Annotated in this window: 14 protein-coding genes; 7 read left to right on the top strand and 7 right to left on the bottom strand. The window is 61.8% G+C overall.

Going from position 1 to position 15,389, the window contains the following annotated elements; genetic code table 11:
• The first annotated feature begins 189 nt into the window (after positions 1–189).
• Positions 190–990, top strand: coding sequence for an alpha/beta fold hydrolase (locus GF111_RS05720; protein WP_047728330.1), 801 nt, complete (start codon positions 190–192; stop codon positions 988–990).
• Positions 991–1,033: 43 nt separating this feature from the next.
• On the opposite strand, the gene GF111_RS05725 is transcribed toward GF111_RS05720, so the two are convergent.
• The gene (locus GF111_RS05725) at positions 1,034–1,426 is read right to left on the bottom strand and encodes a hypothetical protein (RefSeq protein ID WP_038879962.1); all 393 of its coding nucleotides are present in this window, start codon (positions 1,424–1,426) and stop codon (positions 1,034–1,036) included.
• 355 nt (positions 1,427–1,781) lie between these two features.
• Here GF111_RS05725 and GF111_RS05730 point away from each other — a divergent pair, with 355 nt between their 5' ends.
• On the top strand, positions 1,782–2,810 hold the full coding sequence (locus GF111_RS05730) for a methyltransferase (protein WP_047728332.1): 1,029 nt from the start codon (positions 1,782–1,784) through the stop codon (positions 2,808–2,810).
• On the opposite strand, the gene GF111_RS05735 is transcribed toward GF111_RS05730, so the two are convergent.
• From GF111_RS05735 to GF111_RS05745, 3 genes are all read right to left on the bottom strand, one after another.
• Entirely contained in the window at positions 2,807–3,730 is a 924-nt protein-coding gene (locus tag GF111_RS05735) for a PEP phosphonomutase (RefSeq protein ID WP_038879955.1), read from the bottom strand. The two genes, GF111_RS05730 and GF111_RS05735, sit on opposite strands and share 4 nt — an antisense overlap.
• 71 nt (positions 3,731–3,801) lie before the next feature.
• Positions 3,802–6,099, bottom strand: a complete 2,298-nt coding sequence (gene bglX / locus GF111_RS05740; RefSeq protein ID WP_057523640.1) for a beta-glucosidase BglX — start codon at positions 6,097–6,099, stop codon at positions 3,802–3,804.
• A gap of 112 nt (positions 6,100–6,211) precedes the next feature.
• Positions 6,212–7,132: a LysR substrate-binding domain-containing protein gene (locus tag GF111_RS05745; protein WP_080490875.1), complete on the bottom strand. Its 921-nt coding sequence runs from the start codon at positions 7,130–7,132 to the stop codon at positions 6,212–6,214.
• 118 nt (positions 7,133–7,250) lie between these two features.
• On the opposite strand from GF111_RS05745, the gene GF111_RS05750 reads away from it, so the two are divergent.
• Both GF111_RS05750 and GF111_RS05755 read left to right on the top strand, forming a co-directional pair.
• Positions 7,251–8,405: a pyridoxal phosphate-dependent aminotransferase gene (locus GF111_RS05750; protein WP_038879947.1), complete on the top strand. Its 1,155-nt coding sequence runs from the start codon at positions 7,251–7,253 to the stop codon at positions 8,403–8,405.
• 34 nt (positions 8,406–8,439) lie between these two features.
• Positions 8,440–9,219: an ABC transporter substrate-binding protein gene (locus tag GF111_RS05755; RefSeq protein WP_147190088.1), complete on the top strand. Its 780-nt coding sequence runs from the start codon at positions 8,440–8,442 to the stop codon at positions 9,217–9,219.
• Between the two features lie 34 nt (positions 9,220–9,253).
• Here the strand turns inward: GF111_RS05755 and ddlA are convergent, their stop codons facing one another.
• Positions 9,254–10,357, bottom strand: coding sequence for a D-alanine--D-alanine ligase (gene ddlA / locus GF111_RS05760; RefSeq protein ID WP_147190090.1), 1,104 nt, complete (start codon positions 10,355–10,357; stop codon positions 9,254–9,256).
• 168 nt (positions 10,358–10,525) lie between these two features.
• Between ddlA and GF111_RS05765 the strand changes: the two genes are divergently transcribed.
• The 3 genes from GF111_RS05765 to dld all read left to right on the top strand — a co-directional run bounded on the left by GF111_RS05765 (position 10,526) and on the right by dld (position 13,352).
• Entirely contained in the window at positions 10,526–10,729 is a 204-nt protein-coding gene (locus tag GF111_RS05765) for a ParD-like family protein (RefSeq protein WP_006324220.1), read from the top strand.
• Positions 10,726–11,520: a type I methionyl aminopeptidase gene (gene map / locus GF111_RS05770; RefSeq protein WP_038879936.1), complete on the top strand. Its 795-nt coding sequence runs from the start codon at positions 10,726–10,728 to the stop codon at positions 11,518–11,520. Before GF111_RS05765 ends, map begins: the two co-directional genes overlap by 4 nt.
• A 125-nt stretch (positions 11,521–11,645) precedes the next feature.
• Positions 11,646–13,352, top strand: coding sequence for a D-lactate dehydrogenase (dld, locus tag GF111_RS05775; RefSeq protein ID WP_147190091.1), 1,707 nt, complete (start codon positions 11,646–11,648; stop codon positions 13,350–13,352).
• A 74-nt stretch (positions 13,353–13,426) separates the two neighbouring features.
• Here dld and GF111_RS05780 read toward each other — a convergent pair whose 3' ends face one another.
• Together GF111_RS05780 and GF111_RS05785 are read right to left on the bottom strand one after the other, a co-directional pair.
• Complete coding sequence (locus GF111_RS05780) at positions 13,427–14,434, bottom strand: iron ABC transporter permease (protein ID WP_147190093.1); 1,008 nt, start codon at positions 14,432–14,434, stop codon at positions 13,427–13,429.
• Positions 14,431–15,387 (bottom strand): ABC transporter substrate-binding protein, encoded by a 957-nt coding sequence (locus tag GF111_RS05785; RefSeq protein ID WP_038879927.1) that lies wholly within the window; start codon positions 15,385–15,387, stop codon positions 14,431–14,433. Before GF111_RS05785 ends, GF111_RS05780 begins: the two co-directional genes overlap by 4 nt.
• Positions 15,388–15,389: the final 2 nt, after the last annotated feature.

The raw sequence follows: 15,389 nt of genomic DNA on the forward strand, positions 1-15,389 counted from the left end.
AACCAAGGCTCTTATCGTCACCAGAATATTATCCTTAGCATCACCTTTCATTGACGTCTTGTTATCAAGAGAAATTAAAAATAAGGGTTTACCTAAGTAATTTAAGGTAAATTAATACCGCAGGTTGAATATGAGTGTGATATAAGCAGCCGGACTCTCTTTATATAAGGAACCGATAAGATGCCAACGATGGGCAAATCCCTGCATTATCTCGACGTGGGCTCAGGCTTTCCGTTGCTGTTGGGCCACAGCTATCTGTTCGATCTGAACATGTGGGCGCCGCAGTTCGAAGCGCTGGCGAAACGCTATCGCCTGATCGTGCCGGATCTCTGGGGCCACGGCGACTCACCGGCGCTGCCGGCCGGGCGTAACAGCCTGTCGGATATCGCCGCCGACCATCTGGCGCTGATGGATCATTTGGATATTGAAGAGTTCGGCATCGTCGGCCTGTCCGTCGGCGGCATGTGGGGCGCCGAACTGGCGGCGCTGGCGCCGGAACGGGTCAAGGTGCTGGCGCTGATGGACAGCTACCTGGGCGACGAAACGCCGGAGGCGCGGCAGCGCTATATGGGCATGCTGGCCGCCGTTGAACAGGCCGGCACCATCACTTCGCCGCTGCTGGAATATATCGCCGCGCAGTTTTATTCCGACGAGGTGCCCGATGCGTTGTCGCAGCCACTGCTGGCCCATCTGCAAAGCCTGCCCGCCGATCGCCTGCGCGAGAGCATCGTGCCACTGGGCCGGATGATCTTCGGTCGCCCCGACAAGCTGCCGCTGCTGGAAAACATCACCGCCGCCAGCATCGTCATCACCGGCGCGCAGGATAAACCGCGCCCGCAGGCGGAAGGCCAGCGCATGGCCGATCTTCTCGGCTGTCAACATGTGCTGATCCCCAACGCCGGGCATATCAGCAACAAGGAAAATCCGGCGGCGGTCAACGAAACCCTGCTGGCGTTTCTGGCTGAAAACACCACCCCGCTGTTCTGGTAAGATTCCCCGGGCCGCCTGGCCCGGAGATTCTCTTCACCGGCGCTTATTGACCGATAGACGTCAGCCCCTGGCGGATCCCTTCGTCAGCCTGCTGGCACCATGCCTGCAGCCCCTGCGGCGCTTCTTTTTCCAACGCAACCACTTTGCCGTCGTCGTTCAGCACATTGCCTTCACGGCCCATCGCTTCGCGCTTGTCGCCGTCGCGGGTGTCGACGCCGCCGGGAATAGCCGCCACGTAGGCCACCATTTTCTTGGCGTTGTCGATGCTGTCGGCTTTCAGGAAGCCTTTATCGACGCAGTAAGACATCAGCCCGGCGGTATTGCGCGTGATGTCATAAACGTTTTTTAATGCGGCAGGATCCATCCCTTCAGCGTTAGCGGTGTTGAACAGGCCCAGAGTCGCGGCAATCATGCCGGTCAGAATGCTTTTTTTCATTGTTAACTCGTTTTAATAATGAAATAGTTAAGTTTTAATTATTCACAAAAAGAATGTGAACACCGCTACGGTATAACGGCGGCCTAGATTAGCACAACCCTAACGCGTTAATAACTGTGATTAAGTTAACCCCCAATAAAATAAAAACGCACGATAGGGTAATGACCTCCGCCCGGTATCATTTTTTCACGCTCGATATTGGCCGCGCTCAATTCACATTAAAAATAATCTCACCCAGGAATTATTTGCAACGGAAGCGTTGGCCTGCGGTCAATCGCGCTCCCACCCTTTGCTAAAATCACAGGCGTGACATAGCCTGTTAAGACGCGCCATGCCTTAGTGGGAGGGGATTCACATGAACCATTCCGTCCGGCCGCCGCAATGCGACGACAAAACCATTCTCGATATCACGATGAATTTATATCTCTATCCGGCGGTGCTTATCGCGCATCGCCTGGGCATCTTTGAATTTATTGCTTTGCACCCCCGTAACCTGACCGATATATGCACTCAGGCCAATGTGGAAAGACGCCCGGCGGAAACGTTGGTCATGGCGTTATTGGCATTGAAATTGATAGACAGAGACGGTGAAACATTCTCTCTCACGCCGGAAGCGGAAACCTTTTTGTTAAAAAACAACCCGCATTATTTCGGCTACTTCTGGGATTTGATGATTGAAAACAGCGAAATTTTCTCGCTGAAAAACCTGGAAAACGCCATCAGAAAAAATACCTCGCAGGCGTACGGCGAGCAGGAGCTGTTTGAAACCCATACGCTCGACGCCGATAGAATGCGGCGGTTTACCCACGCCATGCACAGCCTGAGCATGGGCTCGGCCAGCGTTTGGCCGGCGCTGTTACCCCTCGGCGCCTGCCGCGCGGCGCTGGATATCGGCGGCGCCTCCGGCGCCCATGCCATCAGCCTGGCGGCCCACTGGCCGACGTTGACCTGCACCGTGTTCGATCTGCCGGAGGTGTGCCCGCTCGCCGCCGACTACGCGCGCCATTACGGTCTCAGCCAGCGCATCGGCACCCACAGCGGCGATATGTGGCGCGATCCCTACCCGGCTGCGGATCTGCACCTGTACTCCAATATTTTCCACGACTGGCCGATGGACAAGAACCGCTTCCTGGCGCAAAAGAGCTATGCGGCCCTCCCGCCCGGGGGCAGGATCGTGATCCACGAAGTGCTGTACAACGATGACGGCGACGGGCCGCCTGCCGCCGCGGGGTACAGCCTGATGATGATGGGATGGACGCAGGGCCGCCAATACTCCGGCAGGGAAATCCGCGACCTGCTGCACGACGTCGGCTTCGGGCCTGCTCAGGTGCTGCCGTCGCTCGGCTATTTCAGCATCGTGACGGCGCAAAAACCCCAGGCTTAGCGGTTCACCGAGCGCGCCATGCGGCTGTAGGTGTGGCGCACGCCGCGAATCGCCACGCTGTAAGCGAAGATGTTTTCCGGCAGCGCCAGCCCCAGATAGCCGGTATCGCCGATATGGTGCAGATCCGCCCCGGCCATTTTGCTCATCAGCGCAATCTGCCGCACGGTCTGCACGTCGGCCCCCTCTTGCGAGGTGCCGATCGCCGTCATCGCCAGCGCACCTTGCCGCTGGGCAAAATTGATCAGTGCCGCCACTTTCTCCTGCGACATGCCGGGAATGGTGCCCGGCGCCGGCAACAGCACGATGTCCGCACCGTTCTCCACGAACAGCGCGATGTCCTGCTCACCGATCAGCTGGCTGCCGCTTTCGCGCACGATACCGGCCCCGTGCATCTTGCCGGTCACCAGCACCATCTCGTCGCCCACTTCATCGCGAATCGCTTTCAGCGCGACGGCGATCGCCTGATTGCTGACGCCGTTGTTCGGGTTGCCGGTCAGCACCAGCATGCGCGCGCCGAGCTGATACAGCTTGCGGGCATTCTCGGCGGTGGCGGCGCGCCCCGCCGTCATCTGCCAGAAATCGTTATGTTCGGTGGCGAAGGCCGGATCGACGGCCTCCAGATTCACCCCGATCACCCGCCCGGTCAGGCGCTGCAGCGTGCGCAGCGCCTCCTGAGGCGGCACGTCGGCGGGCAGGCCCGCGATGTGCGGATGGTCAACGTCGAACAGGTTCAGCAGCAGCAGGTCGGCGCCCTGGCTGGCCGCCAGTTCGGCGTTGGTGACGTTATTGAGCAGCGGCTGAGTGACCGCGATGGTTTCGCTGACCAAGATGCGCCCTTCGCTGGCGCGGATGGCATAGAGCAGGTCGGCTTTGCCGATATCGGCCAGATCGCTGGCGCTGCAGTCCAGATAGCGTTTCATGAGGCAAGCTCCGATGACGTTAGCGGGAATGGATACCCCCTCGCTCAGCGCGGCGAACGAGGGGGACAGGGTTACTTCAGCGTAAAACTGTGCGCCTGCACGTTGTCGGAGTCCAGGCCGACGAACACGTTGAATTTGCCCGGCTCCGCCCCCCATTTCAGGCTGGCGTTGTAGAACTTCAGATCGTCTTCGCTAATCGGCAGCTCAACCTGCTGCGACTGGCCGGCCTTCAGCGTCACTTTCTTGAAGTTGCGCAGCTCTTTTACCGGCCGGCTGACCGAGGCGGTCACGTCCTGCAGATACAGCTGCACCACCGTGGCGCCGTCGTACTTGCCGGTATTTTTCAGCGTGACGCTGGCGGTTAGCTTGCCGTTGCGCGCCATCGTCGGGCTGGACAGCTTCAGATCCGACAGGCTGAAGGTGGTATAGCTCAGGCCGTAACCGAACGGATACAGCGGGCCGTTCGGCGAATCGAAGTAGCGCGAGGTGTACTTGCCCGGATTCTCCTTGCCGAACGGGCGGCCGGTGTTCAGGTGGTTGTAGTACATCGGGATCTGGCCGACCGAGCGCGGGAAGGTCATCGGCAGCTTGCCCGACGGGTTGTAGTCGCCGAACAACACGTCCGCCACTGCGTTGCCGCCCTCGGTGCCGCTGTACCAGGTTTCCAGCATCGCGTCCGCCTGCTCGCTCTCCCAGCTCAGCGCCAACGGCCGGCCGTTCATCAGCACCAGCACCAGCGGCTTGCCGGTGGCTTTCAGCGCGGCGATCAGATCGCGCTGGCTCTGCGGGATCGTGATGTCAGCGCGGCTGGAGGCCTCATGCGCCATGCCCTGCGATTCCCCCACCACCGCCACGACCACGTCGGCCTTGTTCGCCGCCTGTACCGCTTCGTCGATCATCTGCTGCGGCGAACGGGTGTCGAACGCCACCGCCGGCTCGTACTCGTTCAGGTAGTCGATAATGCCTTTATCCTGCGTGACGTTGGCGCCCTTGGCGTAAAGAATGCGCGCCTTGTCGCCCACCGCCCGCTCCAACCCTTCGCGCAGGGTCACCGACTGCTTGACCACTCCGGCGGCCGACCAGCTGCCCATCACGTCGCGCTGGCTGTCGGCCATCGGCCCGACCAGCGCGATGGTCGCCTGCTTGCTCAGCGGCAGCGTCTGCTTATCGTTCTTCAGCAACACCATCGTTTTGCGTGCCACCACCCGCGCCTCGGCGCGGTGCAGGCGGCTTTCGGCGTTGGTGTCCTGCGGGTCGGAACCCGCCGGGCCCAGATGCACATACGGATCGGTGAACAGCCCCATGTCGTACTTGGTGTTCAGCACGTCGCGGCAGGCGCGATCGATATCGCTTTCAGGCACCAGCCCGTCTTTCACCAGACCCGGCAGGTATTTGTCGTAAAACTCGTCGCTCATGCTCATGTCGACGCCGGAGGTGATTGCCAGGCGTACCGCGTCGCGCGCGTCGGCGGCCACGCCGTGTTTAATCAGCTCTTTGATCGCCCCATGGTCGCTGATGGTGATGCCTTTAAAGCCCCACTGATCGCGCAGCAGATCTTTCAGCAGCCACGGGTTGGCGGTGGCCGGCACGCCGTTCACCGAGTTGAGCGACACCATCACCCCGCCGCTGCCGGCATCCACCGCCGCTTTGTAAGGCGGCAGGTAGTCCTGATACATGCGCAGCGGACTCATGTCGACGGTGTTGTAATCGCGGCCGCCTTCGACGGCGCCGTACAACGCAAAGTGCTTAACGCTGGCCATCACCGAACCGGGCTTGGCCGGGTCGCCGTTTTGATAACCGTCGACCATCACTTTGGCGATTTTCGACACCAGCCAGGTGTCTTCGCCGAAGCCTTCGGAGACCCGGCCCCAGCGCGGATCGCGGGTGATATCGACCATCGGCGCGAAGGTCATGTTGAGGCCGTCATCGCTGGCCTCCTGCGCCGCCACGCGGGCGCTGAGCGCAATGGCCTCCAGATCGAAGCTGGCCGCCAGCCCCAGGCTGATCGGGAACACGGTGCGCTGGCCGTGCACCACGTCATAGGCGAAGAACAACGGAATTTTGAGGCGGCTGAGCTGCATCGCCTGATCCTGCATCACCCGAATGTCCGGGCGGGTGACGGTATTGAAAATGGCGCCGATCTGCCCTTTGCGGATGCCCTCGCGGATCGCTTCTTTCGGGTTATCCGGCCCGACGCTGATCAGCCGCAGCTGGCCGATCTTCTCTTCCAGCGTCATCTGCTTCATCAAATGGGACACGAAGGCGTCGCGCTGCTGTGCGTGAATGCCCTGCATTATCGGCGTTTCCTGCGCAAAAGCCGGGCTGAGGGCCAGACCGGACAACATACTCACCACACAAAGCCATTTCATCTTGTTTTATCTCAGGCGTGTTTCCGCTGCCAACGCCGCGGGGTTTAATCGGAGTGAAGAAACAGTTTGCCACACTCTGTTTCATCGCCAAGGGAATTCGCATCGGCAATGTTTACAAAGCATTACAGGTTATCGGCAGGTAATTCTGCAGCCGGGCGCGGCTGTCGGCGGCCTCCGCCGTCAGAAAATCGATCAGCGGCGCCAACGCCGGCGGCGGCGCCCCGCGTTCAGGATAGACCAGATAATAGGCCGCGCCGCTGCTGACGCAGAGCGGGAACGGCGTGACGACGCGCCGCGCCTGAATATCCTCCTCCAGCAGGCACAGATCGCCGATGGCGATGCCGAACCCCTGCAGCGCGGCGCTCATCGCCAGATCGAGAGTATCGAAATGCTGAGCCTTGCCGGACGGCAGCGCATCGGCCCCCGCCGCCTTCAGCCAGCGCAGCCAGTCGCGGCGATCGCGCGTCGGATGCAGCAGGGTTTTGTCCGTCAAATCCGCCAGCCGGGGTGCCGGCGGCAGAAACGTCGGCGTGCAGACCGGCGTGAGGATTTCGTCGAACAGCAGGTGCGCGGTCAGCTTTTTACCCGGTGGCCGGCCGAATACCACCGCGGCGTCAAACTGCTCGGTGCTGAAATCCAGACCGTGCGACACCGAGGCGGTCAGCTCGATATGCATGTCCGGCCGTTCATTCTGCAGGCGAATCACACGCGGCAGCACCCAGCGCATCGCGCAGGTCGGGCATTTGACGCGCAGCGCCCCCGGCGGGGCGGCGGCCCGCGTCAGCGCCTCGTCCAGCTGCCCCAGCGCCTGCTGCACCGGCGCCAGCAGCTGCGCGCCCTGCGGCGTCAGCGCCAAACCGCGCGGCTGGCGGCTGAACAGCGGATAACCCAGGCGCTGCTCCAGCCCGAGAATTTGCCGGCTGACCGCCCCCTGCGTCAGGTGCAGCTCCCGGGCGGCATGGGTAAAGTTGAGGCGTTGCGCCACCACCACGAAGGTTTTCAACACGTCGAGCGACGGCAGGGATATCGGCATAGCAGGCCTCGATTAGGTATGATCACAGTGCATGGCAAGTATGACAAACTTTCCCTTGTCCGCCTACGCCGGCTGATGCTTAATCGCTCAACACTTCCCTGTTTGCCTGGAGCCCATCATGCAGAGCGCCTGTTCATCCCGCTCGAAGCTGCCGGACGTCGGCACCACCATTTTCACCGTCATTGGCCAACTCAGCGCCGAACATCAGGCCCTCAATCTGTCGCAGGGCGCGCCCAACTTCGCCGGCGACCCGCAGCTGATCGAGGCAACGGCGCAAGCCATGCGCGCAGGTCATAACCAATACGCGCCGATGAGCGGCGTGGCGGCGTTACGTGCTGCTCTGGCGGAAAAAGCTGAACGATTGTATGGCGCACGCTATGACGCCGACGAAGAAATCACGGTGATCGCCAGCGCCAGCGAAGGGCTGTACTCGGCGATCAGCGCGCTGGTGCATCCCGGCGACGAGGTGATCTATTTCGAACCGGCGTTCGACAGCTATGCGCCGATCGTGCGCCTGCAGGGCGCCACGCCGGTGGCGATCAAACTGTCGCTGCAGGATTTTCGCGTCGACTGGGACGAAGTGGCCGCCGCCATCAACGGCAAAACGCGCATGATCATCGTCAACACGCCGCACAACCCGACCGGCGCGGTGTTTGACGAGCACGACATCGAACGCCTGACCGCCCTGACCCGCGACACCGACATCGTGATCCTGTCCGACGAGGTCTACGAACACGTGGTGTTCGACGGCGAAATTCACCACAGCATGGCGCGCTATCCGCAGCTGGCGGAACGCAGCGTGATCGTGTCGTCGTTCGGTAAAACCTACCACGTCACCGGCTGGCGCGTCGGCTACTGTCTGGCGCCGGCGGCGCTGATGGACGAGATCCGCAAGGTGCACCAATTTATGGTGTTCTCCGCCGATACGCCGATGCAACACGCCTTCGCCGCCGCGCTCGCCAACCCGCAGAGCTACCTGGGGCTGGCGGCGTTTTACCAACAAAAGCGCGATCTGCTGGCCAGCGCCTTGCAGGATTCGCGCTTTGAGCTGCTGCCCAGCCGCGGCAGCTTCTTCATGCTGGCCCGCTTTAGCGGCTTCAGTCACGAAAGCGACAATGATTTCGCCGTACGCTTGATCCGCGAAGCGAAGGTGGCGACGATCCCGCTGTCGGCGTTCTACAGCGACGGCACCAATACCGGCCTAATCCGGCTGAGTTTTTCCAAAGATAACGAGACCCTGCTGGAAGGCGCGCGCCGCCTGAGCCAGGCGTAATTTTTTGTCCGACCATGGGAAAGGGGCACTGCCTATGAAAGCACTGAAAACGCTGTTCGCCGCCGGATGCCTGCTGGCCGCCGGCACTTCGCTGGCGGCGGAAAACAGCCTGCGCTTCGGCCTGGAAGCGCTGTATCCGCCGTTCGAATCCAAATCCGCCAGCGGCAAACTGGAAGGGTTCGACATCGAACTGGGCGACGCGGTGTGCGCCGCCGCGCAGTTGAAATGCAGCTGGGTGGAAACCTCGTTCGACAGCCTGATCCCGGCGCTGCAGGCGCGCAAGTTCGACGCCATCAACTCGGCGATGAACGTGACCGAACAGCGGCGTCAGGCGATCGCCTTTACCGACGCCATCTATCAGGTGCCGAACCGCCTGATCGCCAAGGCCGACAGCGGCCTGCTGCCGGACACCAAATCGCTGGCGGGCAAACACGTGGGCGTGCTGCAAGGATCGATTCAGGAGATTTACGCCAAAACCCATTGGGCGCCGGCGGGCGTGGACGTGGTGTCTTACCAGGATCAGAATCAGGTTTATCTGGATCTGGCGGCCGGTCGGCTCGACGCCACGCTGGTGATGGCGCCGTCGGGGCAAAGCGGCTTCCTGTCGCAGCCGGATGGCAAAGGCTTCGCCTTCGTCGGCGAGGCGGTGCGCGACGACAAGATCCTCGGTGAAGGCATCGCCTTCGGCCTGCGCAAAGGGGATGAGGCGCTGAAGAAGAAACTGGATGCCGCCATCGCCAAAGTGAAACAGCAAGGCACGGTGACGGCGCTGTCGAAGAAGTATTTCGGCGATATCGACGTGACGGTGAAGTGATGGACGGGGGCGGCACCGCCGCCCCCTCCCGCGTTTAGCGATCGAATACCGAACTGTTCAGCGCACGATCCTGCTGGTGGCGTTCCAGCGCCAATTCGATCAGGCGCGTGATCAGCGCCTGATAGCTGACGCCGCTGGCGGCCCACAGCTTGGGATACATGCTGATATTGGTGAAGCCCGGCAGCGTGTTAATTTCGTTGATCACCACCTGGTTGTCCGGCGTCAGGAACACATCCACCCGCGCCAGCCCGAAGCACTCCAGCGCGCGGAACGCCTTCAGCGCCACCTCACGGATGTGGTCACTCACTTCCGGCGCGATTGCCGCCGGCACCACCACCTGAGCGCCCTGCTCATTGATGTATTTGGTGTCGTAAGAATAGAAGGCGTCGCTTAGCACGATCTCGCCGCACACGCTGGCCTGCGGATCGTCGTTGCCCAGCACCGCGCACTCGATCTCGCGGCCAACGATCGCTGACTCCACCAGCACCTTGTGATCGAAGCTGAAGGCCAGCAATACCGCCGCGTCGAACTCGGCGCGGTTTTCCACCTTGCTGACCCCGACCGAGGAGCCCTGGTTGGCCGGCTTGACGAACAGCGGCAGGCCGAGGCGCTCGCTCAATTGCTCAAACGTAAATCCGGCGCGGTTGGCGCGCGTCAGGGTGACGAACGGCGCCACCGCAAGCCCGGCATCGCGCAGCAGGCGCTTGGTCACGTCTTTATCCATGCTGACCGCCGAGCCGAGCACGCCTGCGCCGACGAACGGCATATTGGCCATGCGCAGCAGCCCCTGCAGCGAGCCGTCCTCCCCCAGCGTGCCGTGCACGATCGGGAAAATAACGTCCAGTTGGCCCAGCGCGCCGGCGCTGCCCGCTTCGATCAGCTGCTGTTTTTCCTGGCCCGGGATCAGCGCCACGTTCTTGTTCGAGCGGTTCAGCGCGATCAGCGCCGGGTTCTCGGCGTTGAGCAGGTAGTTGGAGGCGTCGTTGATGTGCCACTGCCCCTGTTTGTCGATCCCCAGCAGCGTGACGTCAAACTTCTCTTTGTCGATTGCATCCACAATGTTTTTGGCCGACTGCAGCGACACCTCATGCTCCGCCGATTTACCGCCAAAAATCACCCCAACACGTAGTTTAGTCACGCCTTAAATCCTTCTGAAAAATCATGGCAAAAAAGTCGTTCATCACAATAAACGCATTGTCTGGCGGCGGCAATCGTTGTTGCCAGAATCTTCTTACGCCACAGAATGCCACATCGCCACCATCCTAAACGTATACACTTCGTATATCGTTCACTTAGGGAGACGCCGATGGGCATCGTAAAAATTTCAGACGCGCTGCATGACGATCTGCGCCTCGCCAGCCTGACCATGACGCGTTCGATCAACGCGCAGGCCGAATACTGGATCAAGATCGGTATGCTGGCGGAGTTCCATCCGGAACTGACCTACCCGCAGCTGGTAAAAAAGATGATGAAAGATAACGCGCTGACGCTGAAGGAGATTGTCGGGTGAAACAGATTGTGATTAAAACGCCGGAAGAGATTGCCAAAATGCGCCATTCCGGCGCCCTGCTGGCGAAAGTGTTTGCTATGCTCGATGAGGTCATCGTCGAAGGCATCTCCACCATGGAGATCAACGACCGCGCCGAGGCGTTTATCGTCGAAGAGCTGAAGTCGCGCCCGGCCAGCAAAGGGCAGTATGATTTCCCCTATGTGCTCAACACCTCAATCGACGATGTGGTGTGCCACGGGGTGCCGTCGGCCAGCAAAATCCTGCGTTCCGGCATGATTATCAACGTAGACATCACGCTGGAAAACGGCGGCTATATCGCCGACTCCAGCAAGATGTACTGCGTCGGCCAGGTGACGCCGCTGGCCAAACGGCTGGTGAACAACGTCTATGAATCGATGTGGCAGGGCATTCGCGCGGTAAAACCGGGTGCCACCCTGGGCGATATCGGCCATGCCGTCCAGCGGCACGCCGAGCAGGCCGGCTACAGCATCGTGCGGGAGTATTGCGGCCACGGCATCGGCCGCGATATGCATGAAGAGCCGGCGGTATTGCACTACGGTCAACCCGGCAGCGGTATGGTGCTGCAGGAAGGCATGGTGTTCACCATCGAGCCGATGATCAACCAGGGCGACCGCCGCATCAAGCAGAAGAAAGACGGCTGGACGGTGGTGACGCGCGACAAAAAACTGTCGGCACAGTGGGAACACACCGTGGCGGTCACCGCCGACGGCGTGGAGATCCTGACGCTGCGCGACGAAGAGCGCCGGGCCGGCTACGCCGAACGCTACTAAACCCGCAAGCCATTAGCCTGGCAAGCTGATAGCTTAATAAGTTATTTAATTGATAGCCTCTTAGCTTATATGTGGCACTCCGGCGCCGCGGTTAAAGCAACGGGGATGACAGGGAGACAGGCAGCATGCAGTCAGGCAATCAGGCATTTATCAACCAGCTTAAAGACATCGTCGGCGGCCCGCAGCTGTTGACCGGCGATCGCAACACCGAGCGGTATCGCAAGGGGTTCCGCTCCGGCGAAGGCCAGGCGCTGGCGGTGGCGTTTCCCACCAGCCTGCTGCAGCTGTGGCGCATTTTGCAGGCCTGCGTGGCCGCCGACAAAATCGTCATCATGCAGGCCGCCAATACCGGCCTGACCGAAGGATCGACCCCCAGCGGCAACGACTATGACCGCGAGATCGTCATCGTCAGCACCCTGCGCCTCGACCATATTCAGGTGCTGGACAACGGCAAGCAGGTGGTCGGCTTCCCCGGCAGCACCCTGCACCACCTCGAGAAATTGCTCAAGCCCTACGGCCGCGAACCGCATTCGGTGATCGGTTCCTCCTGCATCGGCGCCTCGGTGATCGGCGGCGTGTGCAACAACTCCGGCGGCTCGCTGGTGAAACGCGGCCCGGCCTACACCGAAATGGCGCTGTACGCCCAGCTAGGGGAAGACGGCCAGCTGCGCCTGGTGAACCATTTGGGCATCCGCCTCGGCGACACGCCGGAAGAGATCCTCACCCGGCTGGAAAAAGGCGACTATCGCCCGACAGACGTCGAATACGGCGAGCTGCGCGCCTCGGATAACGAGTACGCCAGCCGGGTGCGCGACGTCGATGCCGACACCCCTTCCCGCTTCAACGCCGACAAACGCCGCCTGTACGAGGCCTCCGGCTGCGCCGGCAAGCTGGCGGTGTTCGCGGTGCGGCTCGACACCTTCGAGAAAGAAGGCAAAGAGCAGGTGTTCTATATCGGCACCAACGACACCGCGGTGCTGACCGAACTGCGCCGCCACATGCTGAGCCAGTTCGAAAACCTGCCGGTGGCCGGTGAGTACATGCACCGCGATATCTTCGACATCGCCGAGGTGTACGGCAAAGACACCTTCATGATGATCGACAAGCTCGGCACCGATCAGATGCCGCGCTTCTTCACCCTGAAAGGCCGTATGGACGCCAGCCTCAACAAGCTGCCGCTGCTGCCACACAACCTGACCGATCGGCTGATGCAGGGCCTGAGCCATCTGGCGCCGAGCCACCTGCCGAAGCGCATGAAGGAATACCGCGAACGTTTCGAACATCACCTGCTGCTGAAGATGGCCGGCCCCGGCGTAGACGAAGCGCAGCGCTACCTGACCGAGTACTTCGCCCAGGCCGAAGGCGCTTTCTTCGCCTGCACGCCTGACGAAGGCAAAAAGGCCTTCCTGCACCGCTTCGCCGCCGCCGGCGCCGCCGTGCGCTACCATGCGGTGCACGCCGACAAGGTGGAGGATATTCTGGCGCTGGATATCGCCCTGCGCCGCAACGACACCGACTGGTTCGAAACCCTGCCGCCGGAGATTGACAGCCAACTGGTGCATAAGCTGTATTACGGCCACTTTATGTGCCACGTCTTCCATCAGGACTACGTGGTGAAAAAGGGCGTCGACAGCCATGCGCTGAAGGAAAAGATGCTCGAGATCCTTAACCGGCGCGGCGCCGAGTATCCCGCGGAGCATAACGTCGGCCACCTGTATCACGCCAAGGCGGATCTGCAGGCGTTCTACCGCACCGCCGATCCGACCAACAGCTTCAACCCCGGCATCGGCAAAACCAGCAAACGTAAAGGCTGGGCCGAAGACCCCCGCTAAGACCGCCCGATTGGCCCGCCGCCGCACCCGGCGCGGGCTTTTGATAGACGACTTTATCTTCGCAGGGTGCGCGTTCATCGTTCCGCGCGCAGCAGCAAGGACACGATGAACGCGCCCCCCAGCCCCGCCGTAATGATGCCGATGGGCAGCTCCTGATTGGGGATCAGACTGCGGCTGAGCATGTCGCCGCCGGTCAGCAGCGTCGCCCCCAGCAGGCCGCACATCGGCACGGCCAAACGGTGGCGCACGCCCACCAGGCGCCGGGCCAGATAGGGCACCATCAGCCCGACAAAGCCGATCACGCCCGTCAGCGAAACGAGAAACGCCGTGGACAGTGCGCAGCACAGAAAGGTCTCGGTGCGCAGGCGCGCCACGTTGACCCCCATCGAATGGGCGGTTTGCTCGCCCGCCAGCAGCGCGTCCAACGCCCGCCAACGCAGCGCCGTAAACCCGGCCAGCAGCACGAAACTCGCCAGCGGAATGGACAGATTATCCCAACGCGCCAGCCCCAGCCCGCCGAGCGACCAGAACAACACCGAACCGGCCGCCCGCTGATCGCCGGAAAACACCAGGTAGCTGGTGAGCGCGCTGAACAAAAACGAGACCGCCAGGCCGCAGACGATCAGCTGCTCGGCGCGCCTGACCCGGCCGACGCGAAACAGGATCATCACCGCCAAGGCAGACAAAACGCCGCCGGCGAAGGCGGACAGCGGCAACGTCAGCGCGCCCAGCGCGTCGCCGAAGCGCGTGATGACCAGCACCGCGCCGGCGGAGGCGCCGGAGGAGAGACCAAACAAAAAAGGATCGGCCAGCTCATTGCGCGTGGTGGTCTGCAGCAGCGCGCCGGTCATCGCCAGCCCGGCGCCGGTCAAGGCCGCCAGCAAGGCTCTGGGCACCCGCATTTGCACGACAATAGTGTCCAGCATGCCGGAGAGGGGCGCCGATGAAAGCCCCAATGCCGCCATCGTCTGCCGCCATGACAGCACGACGCTGCCCAACTGCAGGCTCCAGACCATTAACCCGCACAATACCGACAGCGCCAACGGCGCGAGCAGCATAAACCGCCGGGTCGGCGAGTTCATTCAGCCTCCGGCGCGTACAGCGCCCGCGCCAGCTTTTCCACCGCGCCGATGTTGGCCGGCCCCGGCGTCAGTTCCGCATACTGCAGTTTCAGATAGCGGTGGTGCCGTACGGCAGGCGTTAATTTCATCAACGGGTGGGACTCGAGGAAGCGCCGCAGCGCATCGGCACCCGATCCGGTCTGGTAATCCAGCAGAATAATGAAGTCGGGCTCGGCCGCCGCTACCGCCTCCCAGGACGCCGTCGTCCAGCTCGCCGGCAAGCCGTCCATCACGTTGCGGCCGCCCGCCGCTTCGACGATCGCCGTCGGCATAGCGTATTTGCCGCTGGTGAAAGGCTTCTCCTCCCCCGAGTCATAGACGAACACCTTGAGCGGCGCCTGGCCCGCCGGCCTGGCTGGAAGCGCAGCCAACCGGCGCTTCCAGCCCTCAACCAGCGCGGTGGCCTCTTGCCGCTTGCCGAAAATCTTGCCGAGCTTCAGCTCATCGTCATACAGCAGATTCATATCGGCCTTCTGCGGCCGCCCGCCGGCCTGTACGCAGCTCTCGCTCAGCACCAGCGTTTTGATGCCGAACGGGGCGAGCTTCTCCGGCGTGACGTCGCCGCCGATCTTCATGCCGTAATTCCAGCCGGCGAAAAAGAAATCCGGCTGGACCGCCAGCAGCGTTTCCAAAGCGGGATATTTCGGCGCCAGTTCGGGAATGGCGCCCATCGCGGCCTTGAAGTCGGGCGTCAGTTTGTACCAGCCGGTGATGCCGGTCAGCCCGACAATGCGATCCTGCAAATGCAGTGCAAAGGCCATCTCGGCCATGTTGATGTCGTTGATGACGGCGCGCTGCGGCGCCTGGTTGAAGGTGACCGGCACACCGCAGCTTTCTACGGTGACGGGAAAATGTTCGGCCGCCGCCGACCTGGCGGCCAGCAACAGAAGCAGGATGAATACGCGTGCGTTCATGT

It is taken from the genome of Serratia sp. HRI (assembly GCF_010119335.3).
GTDB classification, from domain to species: domain Bacteria; phylum Pseudomonadota; class Gammaproteobacteria; order Enterobacterales; family Enterobacteriaceae; genus Serratia; species Serratia nevei.